General features: G+C 69.0%; 21 protein-coding genes. All 21 read left to right on the top strand.

The genetic code is table 11. The features are described 5' to 3' along the window. Positions 1-45: 45 nt before the first annotated feature. Positions 46-1,116, top strand: coding sequence for an ArgS-related anticodon-binding protein NrtL (gene nrtL, locus OOK07_RS29760; RefSeq protein ID WP_266799524.1), 1,071 nt, complete (start codon positions 46-48; stop codon positions 1,114-1,116). A gap of 13 nt (positions 1,117-1,129) precedes the next feature. After that, positions 1,130-2,521 carry a diaminopimelate decarboxylase gene (gene lysA, locus OOK07_RS29765; RefSeq protein ID WP_266684829.1) on the top strand — a complete coding sequence of 464 codons (1,392 nt, stop codon included), beginning with the start codon at positions 1,130-1,132 and terminating at the stop codon, positions 2,519-2,521. A 186-nt stretch (positions 2,522-2,707) separates the two neighbouring features. Beyond that, on the top strand, positions 2,708-4,000 hold the full coding sequence (locus OOK07_RS29770; RefSeq protein ID WP_266684831.1) for a homoserine dehydrogenase: 1,293 nt from the start codon (positions 2,708-2,710) through the stop codon (positions 3,998-4,000). A gap of 6 nt (positions 4,001-4,006) precedes the next feature. Continuing rightward, positions 4,007-5,065: a threonine synthase gene (gene thrC / locus OOK07_RS29775; protein ID WP_266799527.1), complete on the top strand. Its 1,059-nt coding sequence runs from the start codon at positions 4,007-4,009 to the stop codon at positions 5,063-5,065. 246 nt (positions 5,066-5,311) lie between these two features. Next, positions 5,312-6,241, top strand: coding sequence for a homoserine kinase (gene thrB / locus OOK07_RS29780; RefSeq protein WP_266684834.1), 930 nt, complete (start codon positions 5,312-5,314; stop codon positions 6,239-6,241). A gap of 415 nt (positions 6,242-6,656) precedes the next feature. Next, positions 6,657-8,747: a transcription termination factor Rho gene (gene rho / locus OOK07_RS29785; RefSeq protein ID WP_266799529.1), complete on the top strand. Its 2,091-nt coding sequence runs from the start codon at positions 6,657-6,659 to the stop codon at positions 8,745-8,747. Positions 8,748-9,030: 283 nt separating this feature from the next. Next, complete coding sequence (locus OOK07_RS29790; protein WP_266799530.1) at positions 9,031-10,785, top strand: trypsin-like serine protease; 1,755 nt, start codon at positions 9,031-9,033, stop codon at positions 10,783-10,785. Between the two features lie 215 nt (positions 10,786-11,000). After that, positions 11,001-12,146, top strand: a complete 1,146-nt coding sequence (locus OOK07_RS29795; protein WP_266799532.1) for an LCP family protein — start codon at positions 11,001-11,003, stop codon at positions 12,144-12,146. A gap of 122 nt (positions 12,147-12,268) precedes the next feature. Beyond that, complete coding sequence (rpmE, locus tag OOK07_RS29800) at positions 12,269-12,493, top strand: 50S ribosomal protein L31 (RefSeq protein ID WP_055625166.1); 225 nt, start codon at positions 12,269-12,271, stop codon at positions 12,491-12,493. Between the two features lie 106 nt (positions 12,494-12,599). Then, positions 12,600-13,676 carry a peptide chain release factor 1 gene (gene prfA / locus OOK07_RS29805; protein ID WP_266684842.1) on the top strand — a complete coding sequence of 359 codons (1,077 nt, stop codon included), beginning with the start codon at positions 12,600-12,602 and terminating at the stop codon, positions 13,674-13,676. A gap of 41 nt (positions 13,677-13,717) precedes the next feature. Continuing rightward, complete coding sequence (gene prmC / locus OOK07_RS29810) at positions 13,718-14,563, top strand: peptide chain release factor N(5)-glutamine methyltransferase (RefSeq protein ID WP_266684844.1); 846 nt, start codon at positions 13,718-13,720, stop codon at positions 14,561-14,563. Positions 14,564-14,615: 52 nt separating this feature from the next. Then, entirely contained in the window at positions 14,616-15,263 is a 648-nt protein-coding gene (locus OOK07_RS29815) for an L-threonylcarbamoyladenylate synthase (RefSeq protein ID WP_266684846.1), read from the top strand. Then, positions 15,260-15,940, top strand: a complete 681-nt coding sequence (locus OOK07_RS29820) for an arsenate reductase/protein-tyrosine-phosphatase family protein (RefSeq protein ID WP_266684847.1) — start codon at positions 15,260-15,262, stop codon at positions 15,938-15,940. The genes OOK07_RS29815 and OOK07_RS29820 overlap by 4 nt, the downstream gene beginning before the upstream one ends. Before the next feature lie 69 nt (positions 15,941-16,009). Next, on the top strand, positions 16,010-17,248 hold the full coding sequence (gene glyA / locus OOK07_RS29825; RefSeq protein WP_266799534.1) for a serine hydroxymethyltransferase: 1,239 nt from the start codon (positions 16,010-16,012) through the stop codon (positions 17,246-17,248). Between the two features lie 150 nt (positions 17,249-17,398). Beyond that, the gene (locus OOK07_RS29830) at positions 17,399-18,727 is read left to right on the top strand and encodes an MraY family glycosyltransferase (RefSeq protein ID WP_266684849.1); all 1,329 of its coding nucleotides are present in this window, start codon (positions 17,399-17,401) and stop codon (positions 18,725-18,727) included. Positions 18,728-19,031: 304 nt separating this feature from the next. Further along, positions 19,032-19,469, top strand: a complete 438-nt coding sequence (locus tag OOK07_RS29835) for a Cg1360 family ATP-synthase-associated protein (RefSeq protein WP_266589960.1) — start codon at positions 19,032-19,034, stop codon at positions 19,467-19,469. A 225-nt stretch (positions 19,470-19,694) separates the two neighbouring features. Next, positions 19,695-20,513: a F0F1 ATP synthase subunit A gene (gene atpB / locus OOK07_RS29840; RefSeq protein WP_524540326.1), complete on the top strand. Its 819-nt coding sequence runs from the start codon at positions 19,695-19,697 to the stop codon at positions 20,511-20,513. Positions 20,514-20,582: 69 nt separating this feature from the next. Beyond that, entirely contained in the window at positions 20,583-20,819 is a 237-nt protein-coding gene (locus OOK07_RS29845; protein WP_266799537.1) for an ATP synthase subunit C-like protein, read from the top strand. Positions 20,820-20,857: 38 nt separating this feature from the next. Further along, positions 20,858-21,409, top strand: coding sequence for a F0F1 ATP synthase subunit B (locus OOK07_RS29850; protein WP_266799538.1), 552 nt, complete (start codon positions 20,858-20,860; stop codon positions 21,407-21,409). Then, entirely contained in the window at positions 21,406-22,221 is an 816-nt protein-coding gene (locus OOK07_RS29855; RefSeq protein WP_266799539.1) for a F0F1 ATP synthase subunit delta, read from the top strand. Before OOK07_RS29850 ends, OOK07_RS29855 begins: the two co-directional genes overlap by 4 nt. A gap of 129 nt (positions 22,222-22,350) precedes the next feature. Further along, complete coding sequence (atpA, locus tag OOK07_RS29860) at positions 22,351-23,940, top strand: F0F1 ATP synthase subunit alpha (RefSeq protein ID WP_266684852.1); 1,590 nt, start codon at positions 22,351-22,353, stop codon at positions 23,938-23,940. The last annotated feature ends 1 nt before the right edge of the window (position 23,941 follow it).

Consider the following 23,941-nt stretch of genomic DNA (forward strand, 5'->3'; position numbering starts at 1 on the left):
AAACCGGTTCGCATACCCACCCCCCTCCTCCCATACGCTTGTCCCGTGACCCCCGTCGAGCTCTCCCGTACCGTGCTGTGCGCGGTGCGTCGTGCTGTCGACGAGGGGGAGCTGAGCGTGGCCGTACCGCGACGGGCCGTTGTCGCGCCTCCCGGGCCCGGTGGCTGTGGTGACTACGCCACCAACATCGCCCTCCAGCTCGCGCGGCCGGCCGGGCTGCCGCCTCTGCGTGTCGCGGAGATCCTGCAGCGGCACCTCGTCCGGACGGACGGTGTCGCCGAAGTCGTCGTCACCGGGCCGGGGTTCATCAACATCAGCCTGCAGGGGGCAGCGGGTTCCGCCGCAGCCAATCTCACCCGCGAGATCCTCCGCGCGGGCGCTGCGTACGGTCACGGCGACGCCCTCGCCGGGCAGGTCGTCGAGGTGCGTATCCCGTACGACGTCCGAGCCGAAGTCGTCGCCGACGCCCTCGTGCGCATCGTCGGATCCCAGGGCGGTCGCGTCGAGGTCGCCCACGGCGAACCCGTGAACCTGCGGCCCGTCCCGGCGCCCGACGACCCCGCCCTCCTCGGCCCCGATGCCGCACGCTGGGCGCTCCTGCACCCCGCAGCCCACGACCGGCCCCGTATCACCGCCGATCACCTGGTCCAGCGCGAGAGCAACCCGCTCTTCCGCGTCCGTTACGCCCACGCCCGCACCCGGGCCCTCAGCCGTAACGCCGCCGACCTGGGCTTCACCCCCGAGCCCGGTCACGTGGAAGCAGAAGTAGAAGTAGAAGTAGAAACACAAGCAGAAGCACGCGCAGAAGCACGCGCAGAAGCCCAAGCCGAAGTGGACGCATGCCCGAAGGACGACATCAGCCGTCTTCTCGCCGTCCTCGCAGACCACCCCCGTGTCCTCGCCCGTGCGGCAGCGCACCGCACGCCCGACAGTCTGGCCCGGCAGCTCGTCACCGTCGCCGATGCCGTCCTCGCTGTCCTGCCCAGCGTGCTCCCGCGCGGCGACGAGAAACCCTCGGCCGCCCACCGTGCCCGGCTCGCGCTCGCCGAAGCCGCCGGGGCGGTGCTGGCCGGTGGCCTGTCCTTGCTCGGCATCGACGCACCCCTACACCTCTGAAAGACGACTGAAGATGAGCCGTTCCGCACACCCCGCCGGGCCCCGTCACGCCGACGTCCTCCCCGAGGGTCATTACTCCGCCCCGCCCACCGATCTGAACGACCTCGATCCGAAGGTGTGGGCCCAGACCGTCAGCCGGGACACGGGCGGTGTCGTCACCGTCGGTGGCATCGACGTCAAGCGGATCGCCGAGGAGTTCGGCACGCCCGCCTACGTCCTCGACGAGGCCGACTTCCGGGCGCGGGCGCGGGCCTGGCGCAGTGCCTTCGGGGCCGACGCCGACGTCTTCTACGCCGGCAAGGCGTTCCTGTCGCGTGCCGTCGTGCGCTGGCTGCACGAGGAAGGGCTCAATCTGGACGTGTGCTCCGGGGGCGAGCTGGCCACCGCCCTCTCGGCCGGCATGCCCGCCGACCGCATCGCCTTCCACGGCAACAACAAGTCGGCGGAAGAGATCCGGCGGGCCGTCGAGGCGGGTGTCGGGCGGATCGTGCTCGATTCCTTCCAGGAGATCGTCCGGGTCGCGCACATCGCGAAGGAACTCGGCAGGCGGCAGCGCGTGCAGATCCGTATCACCGTCGGTGTGGAGGCGCATACGCACGAGTTCATCGCCACCGCCCACGAGGACCAGAAGTTCGGCATTCCGCTGGCCGGCGGGCAGGCGGCGGAAGCGGTCCGCCGTGCGCTCCAGCTCGACGGGCTCGAACTCATCGGGATCCACAGCCACATCGGGTCGCAGATCTTCGACATGTCCGGGTTCGAGGTCGCCGCGCACCGGGTGGTCGGGCTGCTGAAGGACATCCGTGACGAGCACGGTGTCGAGCTGCCGGAGATCGACCTCGGGGGCGGGCTCGGGATCGCGTACACGAGCGACGACGACCCCCGTGAGCCGCACGAGATCGCCAAGGCGCTGACCGAGATCGTCACGCGGGAGTGCGAGGGCGCCAAGCTGCGCACCCCTCGTATCTCCGTCGAGCCCGGGCGGGCCATCGTCGGGCCGACCGCCTTCACGCTGTACGAGGTGGGCACCATCAAGCCGCTCGACGGGCTGCGCACGTACGTCTCCGTCGACGGTGGCATGTCGGACAACATCCGGACCGCGCTGTACGACGCCGAGTACAGCGTCGCCCTCGTCTCGCGCACCACCGACGCCGGGCCGATGCTCGCCCGCGTCGTCGGCAAGCACTGCGAGAGCGGCGACATCGTGGTGAAGGACGCGTTCCTGCCCTCCGACCTGGCACCGGGTGACCTCATCGCGGTGCCTGCCACGGGCGCGTACTGCCGGTCCATGGCCAGCAACTACAACCACGTGCTCAGGCCGCCCGTCGTCGCCGTGAACGACGGCGAGGCCCGTGTCATCGTCCGCCGCGAGACAGAGGAGGACCTCCTGCGCCTCGACGTCGGGTGAGTCATCCCGAGGAAGAGCGGCAGGAAGAGCGGCAGGAAGAGCGGCGGGACGGGCGGGTGGAAGATCTCCTGTCTTCCACCTCCGTACAAATGAAATCGATGTCTCACGATCCGGACATGGGATAGAAACTCCCGTCCGGTGAGTGAGACTGGTCGAACCGTAGACGGTATGAGGAAACGAGGTCGGATGATGCGTACGCGTCCGCTGAAGGTGGCGCTGCTGGGCTGTGGGGTTGTCGGCTCAGAGGTGGCGCGCATCATGACGACGCACGCCGACGACCTCGCCGCCAGGATCGGGGCACCCGTGGAACTCGCGGGTGTGGCCGTACGGCGGCCCTCCAAGGTCCGTGAGGGCATCGACCCCTCCCTCGTCACCACCGACGCCACCGCGCTGGTCAAGCGCGGCGACATCGATGTGGTGGTGGAGGTCATCGGCGGGATCGAGCCCGCCCGCTCCCTCATCACCACCGCCTTCGCGCACGGCGCCTCCGTCGTCTCCGCCAACAAGGCGCTGCTCGCCCAGGACGGCGCCGCGCTGCACGCCGCCGCCGAGGAGCACGACAAGGACCTCTACTACGAGGCCGCCGTCGCCGGCGCCATCCCGCTGATCCGCCCGCTGCGCGAGTCTCTCGCCGGCGACAAGGTCAACCGCGTGCTCGGCATCGTGAACGGCACGACCAACTTCATCCTCGACAAGATGGACAGCACGGGAGCCGGGTACCAGGAGGCGCTCGACGAGGCCACGGCGCTCGGGTACGCCGAGGCCGACCCCACCGCCGACGTCGAGGGCTTCGACGCCGCCGCCAAGGCCGCCATCCTCGCCGGCATCGCCTTCCACTCGCGGGTGCGCCTCGACGACGTCTACCGCGAGGGGATGACGGAGGTCACCGCCTCGGACTTCGCCTCGGCCAAGAACATGGGCTGCACCATCAAGCTGCTCGCCATCTGCGAGCGGGCCCAGGACGGCGGATCGGTCACCGCGCGCGTGCACCCCGCCATGATTCCGCTGAGCCACCCGCTCGCCTCCGTGCGCGGCGCGTACAACGCCGTGTTCGTGGAGTCCGACGCGTCCGGGCAGCTCATGTTCTACGGACCCGGTGCGGGCGGTGCGCCCACCGCCTCCGCCGTGCTCGGCGACCTCGTCGCCGTCTGCCGCAACCGACTCAGCGGGGCAACGGGGCCCGGCGAGTCGGCGTATGCCGCGCTGCCCGTGTCGGGCATGGGTGACGTCGTCACCCGCTACCACATCAGCCTCGACGTCGCGGACAAACCGGGTGTTCTCGCCCAGGTCGCCACCGTGTTCGCGGAGCACGGTGTGTCGATCGATACGGTTCGGCAGCAGGGCAACAACGGCGAGGCCTCCCTGGTCGTCGTCACCCACCGCGCGTCCGACGCCGCTCTGAGCGGGACCGTCGAGGCGCTGCGCAAGCTCGACACCGTGCGGGGTGTCGCCAGCATCATGCGGGTTGAAGGAGAGTAACCAGCAATGACCCACCAGTGGCGCGGAATCATCGAGGAGTACCGGGACCGGCTGCCCGTCTCCGACACCACTCCGGTCGTGACGCTCCGCGAGGGCGGCACGCCCCTCGTGCCCGCGCAGGTGCTCTCCGAGCGCACGGGCTGCGAGGTCCACCTGAAGGTGGAGGGCGCGAACCCCACCGGGTCCTTCAAGGACCGCGGCATGACCATGGCCATCACCCGGGCCAAGGAGGAGGGCGCGAAGGCCGTGATCTGCGCCTCCACCGGCAACACGTCGGCCAGCGCCGCCGCCTACGCCGTCCGCGCGGGCATGGTGTCGGCCGTTCTCGTTCCGCAGGGCAAGATCGCGCTCGGCAAGATGGGCCAGGCCCTCGTGCACGGCGCCAAGATCCTCCAGGTCGACGGCAACTTCGACGACTGCCTCACCCTCGCCCGCGCGTTGAGCGACAACTACCCCGTGGCGCTGGTGAATTCGGTCAATCCCGTGCGCATCGAAGGCCAGAAGACGGCCGCCTTCGAGATCGTCGACATGCTCGGCGACGCGCCGGACATCCACGTCCTCCCGGTCGGCAACGCGGGCAACATCACCGCGTACTGGAAGGGCTACCAGGAGTACGCCGCCGACGGCATCGCCACGCACACCCCCCGGATGTGGGGCTTCCAGGCCTCCGGCAGTGCCCCGATCGTGCGCGGCGAGATCGTCAAGGACCCGTCGACCATCGCCACCGCGATCCGCATCGGCAACCCGGCCTCCTGGCAGTACGCGCTGGACGCGCGGGACCAGTCCGGCGGCTTCATCGACGAGGTGACGGACCGTGAAATCCTGCGCGCCTACCGGCTGTTGGCCGCGCAGGAGGGCGTGTTCGTCGAGCCGGCGTCCGCCGCGTCCGTCGCCGGACTGCTGAAGGCCGCGGAGCAGGGCAAGGTCGACCCGGGCCAGCGGATCGTGTGCACGGTCACCGGCAACGGCCTGAAGGACCCCGACTGGGCCGTCGCCGGCGCCCCGCAGCCGGTCACCGTCCCGGTCGACGCGGTGACGGCGGCCGAGCGCCTCGGTCTGGCCTGACCGGGAACTCCCTCCAACGGGTGCACAGGGGGCTTACGACGCGCATCGTGCGCCTCCTGTGCGCCCTATGTCGCCACGGAAGCTTCCTTCGATAGGCTGTACTGAACCCGCCCGCCGCATATGCCTCCGCACATGGAGCATGTGGACGGTGCCGCGCCGTCATTGCGGCCTGAGGGTCCTGGTACGTCGCCGATGTCGTATCGAAAGTCTTCGACCATCACGCAGCTCAAGGAGAGTCATCGAGAGATGGCCGGTCCCGCCTTCCGCGCCGCCGCCGTAAGGGTGCGCGTCCCCGCCACCAGCGCCAACCTCGGCCCGGGCTTCGACGCCTTCGGCCTGTCGCTGGGACTCTACGACGACGTCGTGGTCCGGGTGGCCGACACCGGGCTGCACATCGACATCGCGGGTGAGGGCAGCGGCACGCTGCCGCGTGACGAGAAGCACCTCCTCGTACGGTCCCTGCGCACCGCCTTCGACCTGCTCGGCGGGCAGCCGCGCGGCCTGGAGATCGTGTGCGCCAACCGCATCCCGCACGGCCGCGGCCTGGGCTCCTCCTCGGCCGCCATCTGCGCCGGCATCGTCGCCGCGCGCGCCGTGACCATAGGCGGAGAGTCGAAGCTCGACGACACGGCCCTCCTGGAGCTCGCGACCGAGATCGAGGGCCACCCCGACAACGTGGCGGCCTGTCTGCTCGGCGGTTTCACCCTCTCCTGGATGGAGGCGGGCGCCGCGCGTGCGATCAGGATGGACGCCGCCGATTCCATCGTTCCGGTGGTTTTCGTGCCCGGAAAGCCGGTCCTGACCGAGACCGCGCGCGGCCTGCTCCCGCGAACCGTGCCGCACGTCGACGCCGCCACCAACGCGGGCCGTGCGGCCCTGCTCGTCGAGGCCCTCACCAGGCGCCCCGAGCTGCTGCTGCCCGCCACCGAGGACCGCCTCCACCAGGAGTACCGCGCGCCCGCGATGCCGGAGAGCGCAGCGCTGGTGGAGCGGCTGCGGGCCGACGGAGTCCCGGCGGTCATCTCCGGAGCGGGACCCACCGTGCTGGCGTTGGCCGACGCCGACAGCGCCGACAAGGTCGCCCATCTGGCAGGCGAAGGGTGGGCCGCCAACCGGCTCGAACTCGACGCCCAGGGAGCGAGTGTGCTGCCGCTCGCAGCCGCCAGTGACATGTAAAAACCGGCGGTTGCCGGATTTCGAGAGGGGGAATGTTTGTTGGATCCGGTAGTGTTAATCTCAAGTCTGCACCCGACCCCACCATGGCGAGGTGCTTCCTGTCCCCGTCCGGGACAGACATTCTTCCGGGAGCCTCCCAAGCCGCACTGTGTTCCGTACGACGTACGCGGGCAGTACCTCGTACGCGGGCACTGAGCGACTTGCCGGGCACGCTCCGGAACAGGTGCGACCAGGCCACGTGACACCTACATCGGTGCCGCGGTCACGGCCTCGGGAAGCGCCGTCCCAGAAATTGCCTCCGCCACTTTTGGCGGACCACCGCCCCGGCACGGTCCACACAGCAAGGACCGCAGCCGGAAGCACAACCGGTCGCCGAGCCAGACAGGCCGACGTCCGCTCCAGGGAAGGACCCTTCGTGAGCGACACCACCGATCTGATGGGCGCACGTGTCGAGGAGACCGCTGCCGCGCCCGCCACGGACGCCTCCGCGCCTGCCACCGGTGCAGGCTCCCGGCGACGCCGCGGTACCGGCCTCGACGGCATGGTGCTGGCAGAGCTGCAGCAGGTCGCATCCGGCCTCGGCATCAAGGGCACCGCGCGCATGCGCAAGAGCCAGCTGATCGAGGTCATCAAGGAGGCGCAGGCGGGAGGTGGCGCCGCGGCCCCCAAGGCCGAGGACGCCGCCGAGACCAAGCCCAAGCGCCGCGCAACCTCCAAGGCTCGTACGGGCGACGACGCAGCGCCCGCCGCCGCGAAGAAGGCCGCCGCCCCGGCCGAGAAGGCTGTGGCCCAGCAGCAGATCGAGATTCCCGGCCAGCCGGCCGGTGGCCCCTCGCGCGATGGGGGTACCTCCCGCGCGAGCGAAGCCGAGCGCGGGGGAGAGGCCGAGCGTGCGGGAGAGGACGCTCCCGCCGAGCGTCGTCGTCGCCGTGCCACCTCCGAGGCCGGCGCCCCGGTGTCGAGCACCGAGACGATCGTCGCCGAGGCGAAGAGCGAGCCCAAGGCCGAGAACCCGGCGCAGAGCCAGCCGCAGGGCGACGCCGGTGACGGCGACGGCCGCCAGGGCCGCCGTGACCGCCGGGACCGCGACCGCGGGGGCCGCGGTGACCGCGACCGCCGCGGCAGCAAGGGCGACGAGCAGCAGGGCGGCCAGGGCGGTGGCCAGCAGCGCCAGGAGCGCCAGGACCGAGGGGACCGGCAGCAGCAGGGCGGCGCGCGCCAGGACCGCCAGCAGCGCGACAACGGGCCGCAGGACGACGATGACTTCGACGGCGGCCGCCGCGGCCGTCGGGGCCGTTACCGGGACCGTCGTGGCCGTCGTGGCCGTGACGAGATCGGCGGCGCCGAGCCGCAGCTCGCCGACGACGATGTCCTGATCCCCGTCGCGGGCATCCTCGACATCCTCGACAACTACGCCTTCATCCGTACGTCGGGCTACCTGCCGGGCCCCAACGACGTGTACGTCTCCCTCGCCCAGGTCCGCAAGAACGGCCTGCGCAAGGGCGACCACGTCACCGGTGCCGTGCGCCAGCCCAAGGACGGCGAGCGCCGCGAGAAGTTCAACGCGCTCGTCCGCCTCGACTCGGCGAACGGGATGGCGGCCGAATCCGGGCGCGGCCGCCCGGAGTTCAACAAGCTGACGCCGCTGTACCCGCAGGACCGCCTCCGTCTGGAGACGGACCCGGGCGTCCTCACCACCCGCATCATCGACCTCGTCGCGCCGATCGGTAAGGGCCAGCGCGGTCTGATCGTGGCCCCGCCGAAGACCGGCAAGACCATGATCATGCAGGCGATCGCCAACGCGATCACGCACAACAACCCCGAGTGCCACCTGATGGTCGTCCTGGTCGACGAGCGTCCGGAAGAGGTCACCGACATGCAGCGGTCGGTGAAGGGCGAGGTCATCTCCTCGACCTTCGACCGCCCGGCCGAGGACCACACGACGGTCGCCGAGCTCGCCATCGAGCGTGCGAAGCGCCTGGTGGAGCTGGGCCACGACGTCGTCGTCCTGCTCGACTCGATCACGCGTCTGGGCCGTGCCTACAACCTGGCCGCGCCCGCTTCCGGCCGCATCCTGTCCGGTGGTGTCGACTCGACCGCCCTGTACCCGCCGAAGCGCTTCTTCGGTGCCGCGCGCAACATCGAGGACGGTGGCTCGCTCACCATCCTGGCGACGGCCCTGGTCGACACCGGGTCCCGCATGGACGAGGTGATCTTCGAGGAGTTCAAGGGCACGGGCAACGCCGAGCTCAAGCTCGACCGGAAGCTCGCCGACAAGCGCATCTTCCCGGCGGTGGACGTCGACGCGTCCGGTACCCGTAAGGAAGAGATCCTGCTCGGCAGTGACGAACTCGCCATCACCTGGAAGCTGCGGCGGGTGCTGCACGCGCTCGACCAGCAGCAGGCGATCGAGCTGCTGCTGGACAAGATGAAGCAGACGAAGTCGAACGCTGAGTTCCTGCTGCAGATTCAGAAGACGACGCCGATGCCGGGTAATGGTGACTAGTCGCCGTTGAGCCGGTGGCTGTTCGTCGGCCGCGGGTTCGTCGTGGCTGATCGCGCCCACGCGGCGGAGCCGCATATTGATACGGCCCCGCGCCCCTTAAGAGCCTGCCCTCCGTCACGCAAGTGACGGAGGGCAGGCTTTTGGCGCTGATAGGGACGGGCGTCCTGTTGTGCCCCTTTCACGTCCTGTCTCCCTGGGGGGGAACTCTTTGCGCACGCCCTTGTCCGGTAGCGGTCGTCGTAGACGCCGGATTCGTATTGCACTGCCCATTGCCGCGGCCGGAGTGGCCGCCGCGGCTGCCGGTGCGTTGCCGGCCTCGTCCGCGGGTGCCGCCACCGGCGTACCGGCACCGACGGCCAAGCCCGCCACCAGCACCGTCTCGACCACCGTGCTGAAGAGGCGCATCGCCGGCGCGCTCGCCAGCGACGGCACCGCGGGACAGGCGACGCCGAAGTCGTCCCTCAGCGCGAGCACCACCGGCTCCTCCGTGAGCCCCTACGTCATCGGCGGCACCGACACCGCCGTCACCTCGGCGCCCTGGATGGCGCAGCTCTGGTACTACGACGACCAGGGCACCACCGACGAGAGCGACGACCTCGGCTTCTTCTGCGGTGGCACCGTCGTCTCGCCGACGAAGATCCTCACCGCCGCGCACTGCGTCAAGGACGAGAGCGGCAAGAGCTACGACTGGAAGGCCTACGGCGCCGTCCTGACCGGCACCTCGCAGCTGCCGGCCACCGACAGCTCCGGCCACACCGACCTGCACGGCGGCACCGTCTCGCTGCCGCTCAGGCAGTGGAACCACCCGTCGTACAGCGCGACGACCATCAACAACGACGTCGCCGTCCTCACCCTGGCCTCCCCGGTCACGGCGACGCCGCTGCGCATGACGACATCCGGCGACACCGCCTCGTACGCCGGCGGCACCAGCGCCAGGCTCTACGGCTGGGGGCGCACCGCCTCCACCAGCCAGGACATCTCCGAAACGCTGAAGTCGACCACGCTGACCATCCACGCCGACAGCACCTGCTCCGGCGTCTACGGCAGCGGATACGTCAAGGGCCACATGATCTGCGCCGGCTCCCAGAGCGGCAGCGACAGCGGTACCAAGGCGGCCTGCAACGGAGACTCCGGCGGACCGCTGGTCGTGAACAACCGGATCGTCGGCGTCGTGTCGTGGGGCGTCGCGAACTGTGTGAAGAAGGGCTACTACAGCGTCTTCTCGAAGGTCAGCACCTACGTCGGCGCCGCCTACGCGAACGTCGACGACGCCGACCTCGGTCACAAGGACGGCAAGGCCGACCTGTTCGTACGCAGCTCCTCGACCAAGGAGGCGTTCGAGAAGGACTCCCAGGGCACCTCGCTGGCGGCACGGGTCTCCCTGGGGTCGTACGACGGGGTCAACCTCGTCCTGCAGACCGACCTGAACCGGGACGGCTACCAGGACATGGTGGTGCGCCAGAGTTCCGGCGGCGACGTCTACTGGCTGCACTACGTGCCGGCCGGCGGCTCCTGGGCCAGAACGAAGATCTTCACCGGCTGGACGACCCGCACCCGCATCGTCGCCCCGGGCGACATGACCGGCGACTACCTTCCGGACCTGCTGTCGGTCGACTCCGGCGGCACCCTGTGGATCTACCCCGGCAAGGGCAACGGCGCCTTCGCCTCCCGGGTGAAGGTCGGCACCGGCTGGAACCAGTACAACTCCCTGCGCGGCAAGGGCGACTTCACCGGCGACGGCAAGGCCGACCTGCTCGCCCGCAGGAGCAGCACCGGGGACCTGTACCTATACAAGGGCACCGGCAAGTCCGGCACGGACGCCTTCTCGGCCCGCGTCAAGGTGCGCAGCGCCTGGACCGGCTACAACGCCTTCGACGCGGTCGGCGACGTCAGCGGCGACGGCAGGGCCGACTTCCTGGCCCGTACGCCCGGAGGGACCCTCTACCTCTACAAGGGCACCGGTAAGGCCACCACGGAGATCTTTGCCACAAGGGTCTCGGTCGGTACCGGTTTCCAGCAGTACGACCTCTTCGGCTGAAACAGCAGGTGAGCGAGTTACGCCCGCGCGCTTTCGTGACGCTCTGTGCCCAACCTTCCACGGGTTGGGCACACTGCGTTGTGCAACCCTTTCTCGAGTTCCTCCGTCTGACCGTACGGAGCGACGATGGTGCGGTACGACGTGTATCCCGTACCGACCGACAGGCCTGTCCCTGAAAGCAGGGGGTAACCGACCGTAACGAGAACGAGGAGCACATGTCCGCCGAGAGCACGCCTGGACCCGGCATACCGGGAGAACCCGGTACCAACGGCACGCGGGGCAGCACCAAGGGCCGTCGCCGCAAGCCCCGCAGCAAGCGCCGCAAGGGTCTTCTGATCGCGGCCTGGACCACCGCGGGCATCGTCGTGGTCGGCGGCACCGGGGCCGGATACGTGTACTTCAAGCTCAACGGCAACATCAAGAGCGTCGACATCGACTCGGCGCTGGGCACCTCACGGCCGACGAAGGTGGACAACGGCTCGGAGAACATCCTCGTCCTCGGCTCCGACTCCCGCTCCGGCAGCAACAAGAAGCTCGGCGGCGGCGCGGACGACGGCAGCGCCCGCTCCGACACCGCGATGATCCTGCACGTGTACAAGGGCCACAAGCGGGCCAGCGTGGTCTCCATCCCCCGTGACACCATCATCGACCGCCCCGAGTGCACCGACGGCAAGGGCGTCACCCATGACGCCGCGACCGGCGTGATGTTCAACTCCGCGTACTCCACCGGCGGTGCCACCTGCGCGGTGAAGACCGTCGAGTCCGTCACGGACATCCGCATGGACCACTATCTCGAGGTCGACTTCAGCGGCTTCGAGAAGCTCGTCGACAAGCTCGGCGGCGTCCAGGTCACCACGACCAAGGACATCAAGGACTCCAAGAGCCATCTGGACCTCAGGGCCGGCAGTCACAAGCTCGACGGCGAGCAGGCCCTGGGCCTGGTCCGCACCCGGCACGGCGTCGGCGACGGCTCCGACCTCGGCCGCATCCAGCTCCAGCAGGCCTTCATCAAGGCACTCGTCGACCAGGTCAAGCACATCGGTGTCTTCTCCAACCCGAAGAGGCTCTACGACCTCGCCGACACCGCCACCAAGGCCGTGACGGCCGACTCCAAGCTGGGCTCGGTCAACTCCCTGATGTCCTTCGCGAACGGACTCAAGGGCATCGGCTCCTCGAACATGCACATGGTCACGATGCCGGTCCAGTACGACCCGGCGAACCCCAACCGCGTGATCGTCGAGAAGTCGAAGGCCCAGCAGGTGTGGACGGCCCTCAGAAACGACCGGCCGATCCCGAAGACGGCCACCGAAGGCAATGCCACGGGCGAAGCCAGGGGCGTCGTCGGCTCCGGCAGGGAATAGATCACCCCAACCCCCGGTTTTGGGGGATGGCCCCAGTCCTGGCAGACTGGTACGTCGGCTCCGGTTCACGCCTCCGCAATCCGCGGCTGCGACCCGGCGCCCTCCCGAAACTAGGAGACACCTTGAAGCGCGACATTCACCCCGAGTACGTCGAGACGCAGGTCAGCTGCACCTGTGGCGCGTCGTTCACCACCCGTAGCACGATCTCCAGCGGCACCGTCCGTGCCGAGGTCTGCTCCGAGTGCCACCCGTTCTACACGGGCAAGCAGAAGATCCTCGACACCGGTGGCCGTGTGGCCCGCTTCGAGGCCCGCTTCGGCAAGGCTGCAGCCGGCTCCAAGAAGTAGCGAGCTCCAATCCGCCGGTCCACGGCCGCGCCCTGAAACAGGCGCGCCGGGACCGGCGTTTTTGGTCGCCCGCCTTCCCCCTCTTTCCGCATTTCAGGAGCCCAAGATGTTCGAGGCCGTCGAGGAACTCGTCGGTGAGCACGCCGACCTGGAGACGAAGCTCGCCGACCCGTCGGTCCACGCCGACCAGGCCAACGCGCGCAAGCTGAACAAGCGTTACGCCGAGCTCACCCCGATCGTCGCCACGTACCGCTCCTGGAAGCAGACCGGCGACGACATCGAGACGGCGAAGGAATTCGTCGCCGACGACCCGGACTTCGCGGCTGAGGCCAAGGAGCTGGAGAAGCAGCGCGAGCAGCTCACCGAGAAGCTGCGTCTGCTGCTGGTCCCGCGTGACCCGAGTGACGACAAGGACGTCATTCTGGAGATCAAGGCCGGTGCCGGCGGTGACGAGTCCGCGCTCTTCGCGGGCGACCTGCTGCGCATGTATCTCCGGTACGCCGAGCGCGTCGGCTGGAAGACCGAGATCATCGACTCGACCGAGTCCGAGCTGGGCGGCTACAAGGACGTCCAGGTCGCCGTGAAGACCAAGGGCGGGAACGGTGCCACCGAGCCCGGGCAGGGCGTCTGGGCCCGCCTGAAGTACGAGGGCGGCGTGCACCGCGTGCAGCGCGTGCCGGCGACCGAGTCCCAGGGCCGTATCCACACCTCCGCGGCCGGTGTCCTCGTGACACCCGAGGCCGAGGAGGTCGACGTCGAGGTCAACCCGAACGACCTGCGCATCGACGTCTACCGCTCCTCAGGACCCGGCGGGCAGTCGGTCAACACCACCGACTCCGCCGTGCGCATCACGCACATTCCCACCGGAGTCGTCGCCTCCTGCCAGAACGAGAAGAGCCAGTTGCAGAACAAGGAGCAGGCACTGCGTATCCTGCGCTCCAGGCTGCTCGCAGCGGCGCAGGAGGAGGCGGAGCGGGAGGCCGCCGACGCCCGCCGCAGCCAGGTCCGCACCGTCGACCGCTCCGAGAAGATCCGTACGTACAACTTCCCGGAGAACCGCCTCTCGGACCACCGCGTCGGCTTCAAGGCCTACAACCTGGACCAGGTCCTGGACGGCGACCTCGACGCGGTGATCCAGGCCTGCGTCGACGCGGACTCGGCGGCCAAGCTGGCAGCCGCGTAAGGCGCACGTACGCACGACCTAGTACGACACGGAGGACTTGCGTGAACCTGCTGCTCGCAGAGGTGGCACAGGCCACCCAGCGGCTGGCCGACGCCGGCGTGCCCTCGCCGCGCAATGACGCGGAGGAGCTGGCCGCGTTCGTGCACGGCGTGAAGCGGGGCGAGCTGCACTCCGTGAAGGACTCGGACTTCGACGCCCGCTACTGGGAGGCCATCGCCCGGCGCGAGCAGCGCGAACCGCTGCAGCACATCACCGGGCGGGCCTACTTCCGCTACCTGGAACTCCAGGTCGGACCGGGGGTGTTCGTGCCGCGCCCGGAGACCGAGTCCGTGGTCGGCTGGGCGATAGACGCCGTGCGCGCCATGGACGTCGTGGAACCCCGCATCGTCGACCTGTGCACCGGCTCCGGCGCGATCGCGCTCGCGCTCGCCCAGGAGGTCCCGCGCTCCCGTGTACACGCCGTGGAGCTGTCCGAGGAAGCCCTCCAGTGGACCCGCAAGAACGTGCAGGGGTCCAGGGTCGACCTGCGGCAGGGCAACGCGCTCGACGCCTTCCGCGACCTCGACGGCCATGTCGACCTGGTCGTCTCCAACCCGCCCTACATCCCGCTGACCGAGTGGGAGTACGTCGCTCCCGAGGCACGGGACTACGATCCCGAACTCGCCCTGTTCTCAGGGGAGGACGGCCTCGACCTCATCCGCGGTCTTGAGCGGACCGCACACCGGCTCCTGCGCCCCGGCGGCGTCGTCGTCATCGAGCACGCCGACACCCAGGGCGGCCAGGTGCCGTGGATCTTCACCGAGGAACGGGGCTGGGCCGACGCGGCCGACCACCCCGACCTGAACAGGCGCCCCCGGTTCGCGACGGCCCGCAAGGCGCTGCCGTGAGCACCGCCCAGACTCTTTCCCGGAAGTACGTGTACGAGGAGGCCCGCTAGACATGGCACGGCGATACGACACCAACGACGCGACGGACCGTACGACGGGTCTGCGCGAGGCCGCGTCCGCCGTCCGTCGTGGCGAGCTGGTCGTCCTCCCGACCGACACGGTGTACGGCATCGGCGCCGACGCGTTCTCCTCGGAGGCCGTCGTCGATCTGCTGGAGGCCAAGGGCCGGGGCCGCAACATGCCCACCCCCGTGCTGATCGGCTCCCCGAACACGCTCCACGGCCTGGTCACGGACTTCTCCGAGCTGGCCTGGGAACTCGTCGACGCCTTCTGGCCGGGCGCGCTCACGCTCGTCGCCAAGCACCAGCCGTCCCTGCAGTGGGACCTGGGCGACACCCGTGGCACCGTCGCCGTGCGCATGCCACTGCACCCCGTCGCCATCGAGCTGCTCACCGAGGTCGGCCCCATGGCCGTCTCCTCCGCCAACCTCACCGGCCACCCGGCGCCGGAGGACTGCGACGCCGCGCAGGAGATGCTCGGCGACTCCGTCTCCGTCTACCTCGACGGCGGCCCGACGCCCGCCAACGTCCCCTCCTCCATCGTCGACGTCACCGGCCCGGTGCCGGTGCTGCTGCGAGCGGGCGCGCTGTCGGCCGACGAGCTGCGGAAGGTCGTACCCGACCTCGAGGTGGCGAATTGACGGCCCCTGACGCGGGGCGTGGCATAGGCAACGGGGACCGTGCCACGGAGATCACGACGACGTTCGTCGGGCTTCCACGCGACTGTTTCCGCATCCTCCACGTCAGCACCGGCAACGTATGCCGCTCGCCCATCACCGAGCGGCTGACCCGCCATTACGTGACGCAGCGGCTCGGCGTGCTGGGTGGCGCGCTGATCGTGGAGAGCGCGGGCACCTGGGGCCACGAGGGCGCCCCCATGGAGGCGAACGCGGAGGCGGTCCTCGCCGACTTCGGCGCGGACGCCTCCGGTTTCATGGGCCGGGAGCTGCTCGACGAGCACGTCATCATGGCCGACCTCGTCCTGACGGCGACCCGCGACCACCGCGCCCAGGTCATCTCCATGGGCCACTCGGCGGGCCTGCGCACCTTCACACTGAAGGAGTTCACCCGCCTGGTGCGGGCGATCGACCCGGCGACCCTGCCCCCGCTGGAGGAGGGTGTGGTCGCGCGCGCCCGGGCCCTGGTCCGCGCGGCGGCGGCTCTACGCGGGTGGCTCCTGGCGCCGACGGCGGAAGCGGACGAGGTGTACGACCCCTACGGCGCCCCGCTGACCTTCTTCCGGTCCGTCGGGGACGAGATACACCAGGCGGTGGAACCGGTCGTCACGGCGCTCACCGGTGTACCCGCAAGGGCGTAACAACCGAGCATCTCACGGGTCCCGGGCCTACATTGGTCGTACGTCACCGTCGACGCCCCGGAGCCCATCATGCCGGTCATCCGTACCCTTGAGGCCGATGTCCTGCGCCGGCAGGACCCGGAGCTGGCCGAGATCCTGCTCGGTGAGCTCGACAGGCAGTCGACGACGCTGCAGCTCATCGCCGCCGAGAACTTCTCCTCGCCCGCCGTGCTGTCCGCGCTCGGCTCACCCCTGGCAAACAAGTACGCCGAGGGCTATCCCGGTGCCCGGCACCACGGCGGCTGCGAGATCGTCGACGTGGCCGAACGCCTCGCCGTGGACCGCGCGAAAGCCCTGTTCGGCGCCGAGCACGCCAATGTGCAGTCGCACTCCGGGTCCTCCGCCGTACTGGCCGCCTACGCGGCGCTCCTGCGGCCCGGCGACACCGTCCTCGCCCTCGGCCTCCCGTACGGCGGTCACCTCACGCACGGCTCGCCCGCCAACTTCTCCGGCCGCTGGTTCGACTTCGTCGGGTACGGCGTCGACGCGGAGACCGGTCTCATCGACTACGAGCAGGTGCGCACGCTCGCCCGTACCCACCGCCCCAAGGCGATCGTGTGCGGGTCGATCGCCTATCCCCGGCACATCGACTACGCCCTTTTCCGCGAGGTCGCCGACGAGGTCGGCGCCTATCTCATCGCCGACGCCGCCCATCCCATCGGACTCGTCGCGGGGGGCGCGGCGCCCAGCCCGGTGCCGTACGCCGACGTGGTCTGCGCGACCACGCACAAGGTGCTGCGCGGGCCGCGCGGCGGGATGATCCTGTGCGGTGCCGAGCTGGCGGAGCGGGTCGACCGGGCCGTTTTCCCCTTCACCCAGGGCGGCGCGCAGATGCACACGATCGCCGCCAAGGCCGTCGCGTTCGGCGAGGCGGCAACACCGGCGTTCAGGTTGTACGCCCATCAGGTGGTCGCCAATGCCAGGGCGCTGGCGGCTCTGCTGGCCGCCGAGGGCCTGGTCGTCACCACCGGCGGCACGGACACGCACCTCATCACCGCCGACCCGGCCCCCCTCGGCGTCGACGGGCGCACCGCGCGTGGCCGGCTCGCGGCGGCCGGCCTGGTGCTCGACTGCTGCGCCCTGCCCCACGGCGACGCCCGTGGCCTGCGGCTCGGCACGGCGGCGGTGACCACACAGGGGATGGGGGAGGAGGAAATGGCCACAATCGCCTCGTTGCTGGCGGGTGTGCTGAGCGGCGGGACCGAGAGCCAGAAGGCGCGTGATCAGGTGCGCGAGCTCACCGGTAGATTTCTGCCGTACACCGGCTGAGCGGGGGTAGACGCACCTGCGTACACCTGGATGCAGCCTGCGTGCACAGGCACGCGTGCAACCATCGTCGCTACCCGGAAGTCCCCACTCATATGCGTCCGTCGCTAGGGTGTGGGGCTGAGATGGCCAGCGAGACCTGTGGGGAAGCCTGTGCGTGAATATCTGCTGACGCTCTGCATCACGGCCGCGGTGACGTACCTGCTGACAGGGCCGGTACGGAAGTTCGCGATCGTGGCCGGAGCCATGCCGCAGATCAGGGCCCGTGACGTGCACCGGGAGCCCACTCCGCGCCTCGGCGGGATCGCCATGTTCTTCGGCCTGTGCGCCGGACTGCTGGTCGCCGACCACCTCACCAACCTCAGCGAGGTCTTCGAGAAGTCGAACGAACCGCGGGCGCTGCTCTCCGGAGCGGCGCTGATCTGGCTGATCGGCGTCCTGGACGACAAGTTCGAGATCGACGCCCTGATCAAGCTGGGCGGCCAGATGATCGCCGCCGGCGTCATGGTCATGCAGGGTCTGACGATCCTGTGGCTGCCCATCCCGACCGTCGGCAACGTCGCGCTGACGCAGTGGCAGGGCACCCTGCTGACGGTGGCGCTCGTCGTCATCACCATCAACGCGGTGAACTTCGTGGACGGCCTCGACGGCCTGGCCTCCGGCATGGTGTGCATCGCGGCCTGTGCGTTCTTCCTGTACGCCTACCGGATCTGGTACTCGTACGGCATCGAGGCCGCCGCCCCGGCCACGCTCTTCTCGGCGATCCTGATGGGCATGTGCATCGGCTTCCTGCCGCACAACATGCACCCGGCGCGGATCTTCATGGGCGACTCCGGCTCGATGCTGATCGGCCTGGTGCTGGCGGCGGGCGCGATCTCCATCACCGGACAGGTCGACCCCGACGCGCTGCAGCTGTTCACCGGTTCCGAGAAGGCGGCCGTGCACCAGACGGTGCCCGTCTACATTCCGCTGCTGCTGCCGCTGACGATCATCGCGGTGCCGACCGCCGACCTGGTGCTGGCGATCGTCCGCCGCACCTGGAAGGGGCAGTCGCCGTTCGCCGCCGACCGCGGGCACCTGCACCACCGGCTCCTGGAGATCGGGCACTCGCACAGCCGGGCCGTGCTGATCATGTACTTCTGGTCGGCCTTGATCGCGTTCGGTGCGCTTGGCTACTCGGTCAACTCGGCGTCCATGTGGATCGTCCTGGGCGTCGTGATCCTCAGCTCGATCGGTCTGCTGCTGCTCCTGCTGCCGCGCTTCACACCGCGTGCCCCGCGCTGGGCCGAGCACTTCGTGCCGCCGCGCTACCGCCGTCGCAGGGCCGTCGCCGAGTCCGCGTCGACCCCGGCGCAGCCGGCCACGGCCGAGGAGGAGCAGCGCCCTCCGGTCGCCGCCGGTGCGACGGGAGTGAACGGTGCGACCGCCCTGGGGGCCCGACCGCGCTTCCTGGACCGGCGCAAGGCCGGTACGTCGCGCTGACCTCGGCAAGGTAAGAATCTGACTAGAGCATTGCCAACTCGTGGGGGAGTAAAGCCCCCCAATACCAGACAAACACACCCGGTTTTTGCACAGACGCGCACTGTCACTCTCATGTGTGACAGCGAGCACACCAACTAGGTAAAGACCACATCAAATAGTTTGTGATACGGTTCACGAGAACCCCCGGACAGAGCCGAAGGACCGTAGTGCGACGGTTTATTGGCCGTGAGTTCCCCTCTCGATCCGGGACTACGCTCGTCCATGACGACACCCCCCCGCCCCCTGTGAAAGCGGAGTTGCCGCCATGCCGTCCAATGACGCCCGGAACCTCTTGCAGACCGCTGTGCCCACAGCGGCTGCCGGCGCGATTGTCGTCGCCGTCAGCGCTGGGGTCGCGGGCGGCAAGGGTGCGCTCGGTGCGGCTGTCGGCACGGTGCTCGCGATCCTCTTCATGGGAATCGGTCTGTACGTACTGCAGTGGGTGGCAAAAACGCTCCCGCAGTTGTTCCAGGCCATGGGGCTGATGCTCTACGTCGCCCAGCTCCTGCTGCTCCTGATCTTCGTGGCCGTCTTCAAGAACACCCATCTCTTCAACGCGAAGACGTTCGCCGTCTCGCTCGTCGTCTCGACCGTCGTGTGGATGGCTGCGCAGGCTCGTGCGCACATGAAAGCCAAGCTTTTCTACATCGACCCGGACTCCGAGAAGAGTGGCAAGTCCGAGAAGACCGGGTCGTCGTCGTGAGGGGTAGGGGCGGGATAAGGGCTTGTGAGATCTCCTGCTATCGTCCGGTGCCAACTGCGGCATCGCGGGCGCGGGCATTCGAGCTGACGCTTGCTCAATCGCGAGGCTTGAAGCCCCCCAGCCGCCCTCGCATCCGTAACACCAGTCCGGTGCCGACCAGCGGCTTCGCGCCGCGCCGACACAACGAGGTTGCCCTACCTATGCGTCACGCCGAAGGAGCCCGTGGTGAGTGCTGACCAGACCCAGCTCGCCTTTGACTGGAGCTGTCGGATCATGTCCGACAACGGGTGTGGCTTTCCGGCTCCGGGCCTGCACTCGTTCCTCTTCAAGCCGATTGCCACGGTGGGGGGTTACGAGTTCAACAAGGTGATGTTGCTCGCCCTCATCACGACTCTTCTCGTCATCGTTTTCTTCTCGGCAGCCTTCGGTAAGGCCAAGGTGATCCCGGGCAAGCTGCAGATGGTCGGCGAGGCCGGTTACGACTTCGTGCGCCGCGGAATCGTCTACGAGACGCTCGGCAAGCGCGAGGGCGAGAAGTACGTCCCGCTCATGGTCTCGCTGTTCTTCTTCATCTGGATCATGAATATCTGGTCCGTGATCCCGCTGGCACAGTTCCCGGTGTCCTCGGTCATCGCCGTCCCGATGGTTCTCGCCGCGATCGTCTGGTTCACCTGGGTCTCCCTGACCTTCAAGCGACACGGCTTCGTCGGTTTCTTCAAGAACATCACCGGCTACGACAAGTCGCTCGGCGCGGTGTTGCCGCTCGTCATGGTCATCGAGTTCTTCTCGAACCTGTTCGTCCGCCCGTTCACGCACGCGGTACGACTCTTCGCCAACATGTTCGCGGGTCACCTGATGCTGGTGATGTTTACCGTCGCCTCCTGGTACCTGCTGAACAGCTACATGATCCCGGCCGCCGGCGTCTCGTTCGTGATGACCGTGATCATGATCCTCTTCGAGCTTTTCGTGCAGGCTGTTCAGGCGTATGTCTTCGTACTCCTGGCCTGCTCGTACATTCAGGGTGCTCTCGCCGAGCACCACTGAGCCCCATCAACACCCCGGTCGTCCGGTGGCCAAACCCCCACCGGTCCGTAAAGAGAAGGAAGAATCAGCATGGCTGCCACTGAGACCCTTGCCGCCGTCACCGGCTCGATCGGCTCCGTCGGTTATGGCCTCGCCGCCATCGGCCCCGGCGTCGGCGTCGGCATCATCTTCGGTAACGGCACCCAGGCCCTCGCCCGCCAGCCCGAGGCGGCCGGTCTGATCCGCGCCAACCAGATCCTGGGCTTCGCCTTCTGCGAGGCGCTCGCCCTCATCGGCATCGTTATGCCGTTCGTGTTCGGTCAGTAATTCACCCCTGACCACACGTAGCGACGAAAGGCACTGATGTGATCGCCAACCACTTGGTACAGCTGGCGGCCGAGGAGAAGCAGAACCCCCTCGTCCCGGCCGGTCCCGAGCTGCTCGTCGGCGCCCTTGCCTTCGCCATCGTGTTCTTCTTCTTCTGGAAGAAGCTGCTCCCGAACATCAACAAGGTTCTGGAGGAGCGCCGCGAGGCGATCGAAGGTGGCATCGAGAAGGCTGAGGCGGCTCAGGTCGAGGCCCAGAGCGTCCTCGAGCAGTACAAGGCCCAGCTCGCCGAGGCCCGGCACGAGGCCGCGCGTCTGCGCCAGGAGGCGCAGGAGCAGGGTGCCGCGCTCATCACCGAGATGCGCGCCGAAGGCCAGCGGCAGCGCGAGGAGATCGTCGCCGCCGGTCACGCGCAGATCGAGGCCGACCGCAAGGCCGCCGCGTCCGCGCTGCGGCAGGACGTCGGTCACCTCGCGACCGAGCTGGCCGGCAAGCTCGTCGGCGAGTCCCTTGAGGACCACGCCCGGCAGAGCCGTGTCATCGACCGTTTCCTTGAGGACCTTGAGGAGAAGGTCGAGGCCACCCGATGAACGGAGCGAGCCGCGAGGCCCTGGCAGCCGCACGCGAGCGTCTCGACGCGCTGACGGACACGACGTCCGTCGACGCGACGCAGCTCGCCGACGAGCTGGCCGCCGTCACCGCGCTGCTCGACCGCGAGGTGTCGCTGCGTCGGGTCCTGACCGACCCGGCGCAGGCCGCAGAGGCCAAGGCCGAGCTGGCCCAGCGTCTGCTCGGCTCCCAGGTCGGCGGGGCGACCGCCGACCTGGTGTCCGGCATGGTGCGCTCCCGCTGGTCGCAGTCGCGTGACCTGGTGGACTCGCTGGAGGAGCTGGCGAACACCGCCGAGCTCACCGCGGCCCAGCAGGCGGGCTCGCTCGACGACGTCGAGGACGAGCTGTTCCGGTTCGGCCGGATCGTCGCCTCGAACACCGAACTGCGCGCCGCACTGACCGACCGCAAGGCCACCACCGCCGCCAAGATCGAGCTGCTGCACCGGCTGCTCGGCGGGCGGGCCGCCGCGACGACCGAGCGTCTTGTGACGCGCCTTGTGACCACGCCGCGGGGACGTAGCCTGGAGTCGGGACTCGAGTCCCTGTCCAAGCTCGCCGCCGAGCGCCGGGAGCGCCTGGTCGCCGTCGTCACCTCGGCGGTGCCGCTGAGCGACTCGCAGAAGCAGCGCCTGGGCGCCGCTCTCGCGAAGCTCTACGGCCACACGATGCACCTCAACATCGACGTGGACCCCGCGGTCCTCGGCGGGATCCGGGTGCAGGTCGGCGACGAGGTCATCAACGGCTCGATCGCGGACCGCATCGAGGACGCCGGCCGCCGACTCGCGGGCTAGCAGCAACTTCACAAGCAGCACAGCAGTACGTACCTACGGCCCGGTTGGGCCGTGCAGAGGATTCCTGGGGGTCGCCCCCAGACCCCCAAGTTGAAACTTCGGGCCCAACAAGGAGAGCAGGGAACCCAGATGGCGGAGCTCACGATCCGGCCGGAGGAGATCCGGGACGCGCTGGAGAACTTCGTCCAGTCGTACAAGCCGGACGCGGCCTCGCGCGAGGAGGTCGGTACGGTCACCCTTGCCGGCGACGGCATCGCGAAGGTCGAGGGCCTGCCCTCGGCCATGGCCAACGAACTGCTGAAGTTCGAGGACGGCACCCTCGGTCTTGCGCTCAACCTCGAAGAGCGCGAGATCGGTGCCATCGTCCTCGGTGAGTTCAGCGGCATCGAGGAGGGTCAGCCGGTGCAGCGCACCGGTGAGGTGCTCTCCGTGGCAGTCGGCGAGGGCTATCTCGGCCGCGTCGTCGACCCGCTCGGCAACCCGATCGACGGTCTCGGCGAGATCGAGACGTCCGGCCGCCGCGCCCTTGAGCTGCAGGCTCCGGGCGTCATGGCCCGTAAGTCGGTGCACGAGCCGATGGAGACCGGCTACAAGGCCGTCGACGCGATGACCCCGATCGGCCGTGGCCAGCGTCAGCTGATCATCGGTGACCGTCAGACCGGCAAGACCGCCCTGGCCGTCGACACGATCATCAACCAGCGTGACAACTGGCGCTCGGGCGACCCGAAGAAGCAGGTCCGCTGCGTCTACGTCGCCATCGGCCAGAAGGGCTCGACCATCGCCTCCGTGCGTGGTGCCCTCGAAGAGGCCGGCGCGCTGGAGTACACGACCATCGTCGCCGCCCCGGCGTCCGACCCGGCCGGCTTCAAGTACCTGGCGCCGTACACCGGTTCGGCCATCGGCCAGCAGTGGATGTACGACGGCAAGCACGTCCTCATCATCTTCGACGACCTCTCGAAGCAGGCCGACGCCTACCGCGCCGTGTCCCTGCTGCTGCGCCGCCCGCCGGGCCGTGAGGCCTACCCGGGTGACGTCTTCTACCTGCACTCCCGTCTGCTGGAGCGCTGCGCGAAGCTCTCGGACGAGCTGGGTGCCGGTTCGATGACGGGTCTGCCGATCGTCGAGACGAAGGCCAACGACGTCTCCGCGTTCATCCCGACCAACGTCATCTCCATCACCGACGGCCAGTGCTTCCTGGAGTCGGACCTCTTCAACGCCGGTCAGCGCCCCGCGCTCAACGTCGGTATCTCCGTCTCCCGAGTCGGTGGTTCCGCACAGCACAAGGCGATGAAGCAGGTCTCCGGCCGACTGCGCCTCGACCTCGCCCAGTACCGTGAGCTGGAGGCGTTCGCCGCCTTCGGTTCCGACCTGGACGCCGCGTCGAAGTCGCAGCTGGAGCGCGGTCAGCGACTGGTCGAGCTGCTCAAGCAGCCGCAGTACCAGCCGATGCCGACCGAGAACCAGGTCGTCTCCGTGTGGGCCGGTACCACCGGCAAGATGGACGAAGTCCCGGTCGCCGACATCCGCCGCTTCGAGAAGGAGCTGCTTGAGTACCTGCACCGCAAGGAGCAGGGCCTCATGACCTCCATCAAGGAGGGCGGCAAGATGTCGGACGACACCCTCACCGCTGTTGCCGACGCGATCGCCGAGTTCAAGAAGCAGTTCGAGACCTCGGACGGCAAGCTTCTCGGCGAGGACGCCCCGGCCGCGGCCAAGTGAC

The sequence above is a fragment of the Streptomyces sp. NBC_00078 genome (assembly GCF_026343335.1).
In the GTDB taxonomy this organism is placed as follows: Bacteria; Actinomycetota; Actinomycetes; order Streptomycetales; family Streptomycetaceae; genus Streptomyces.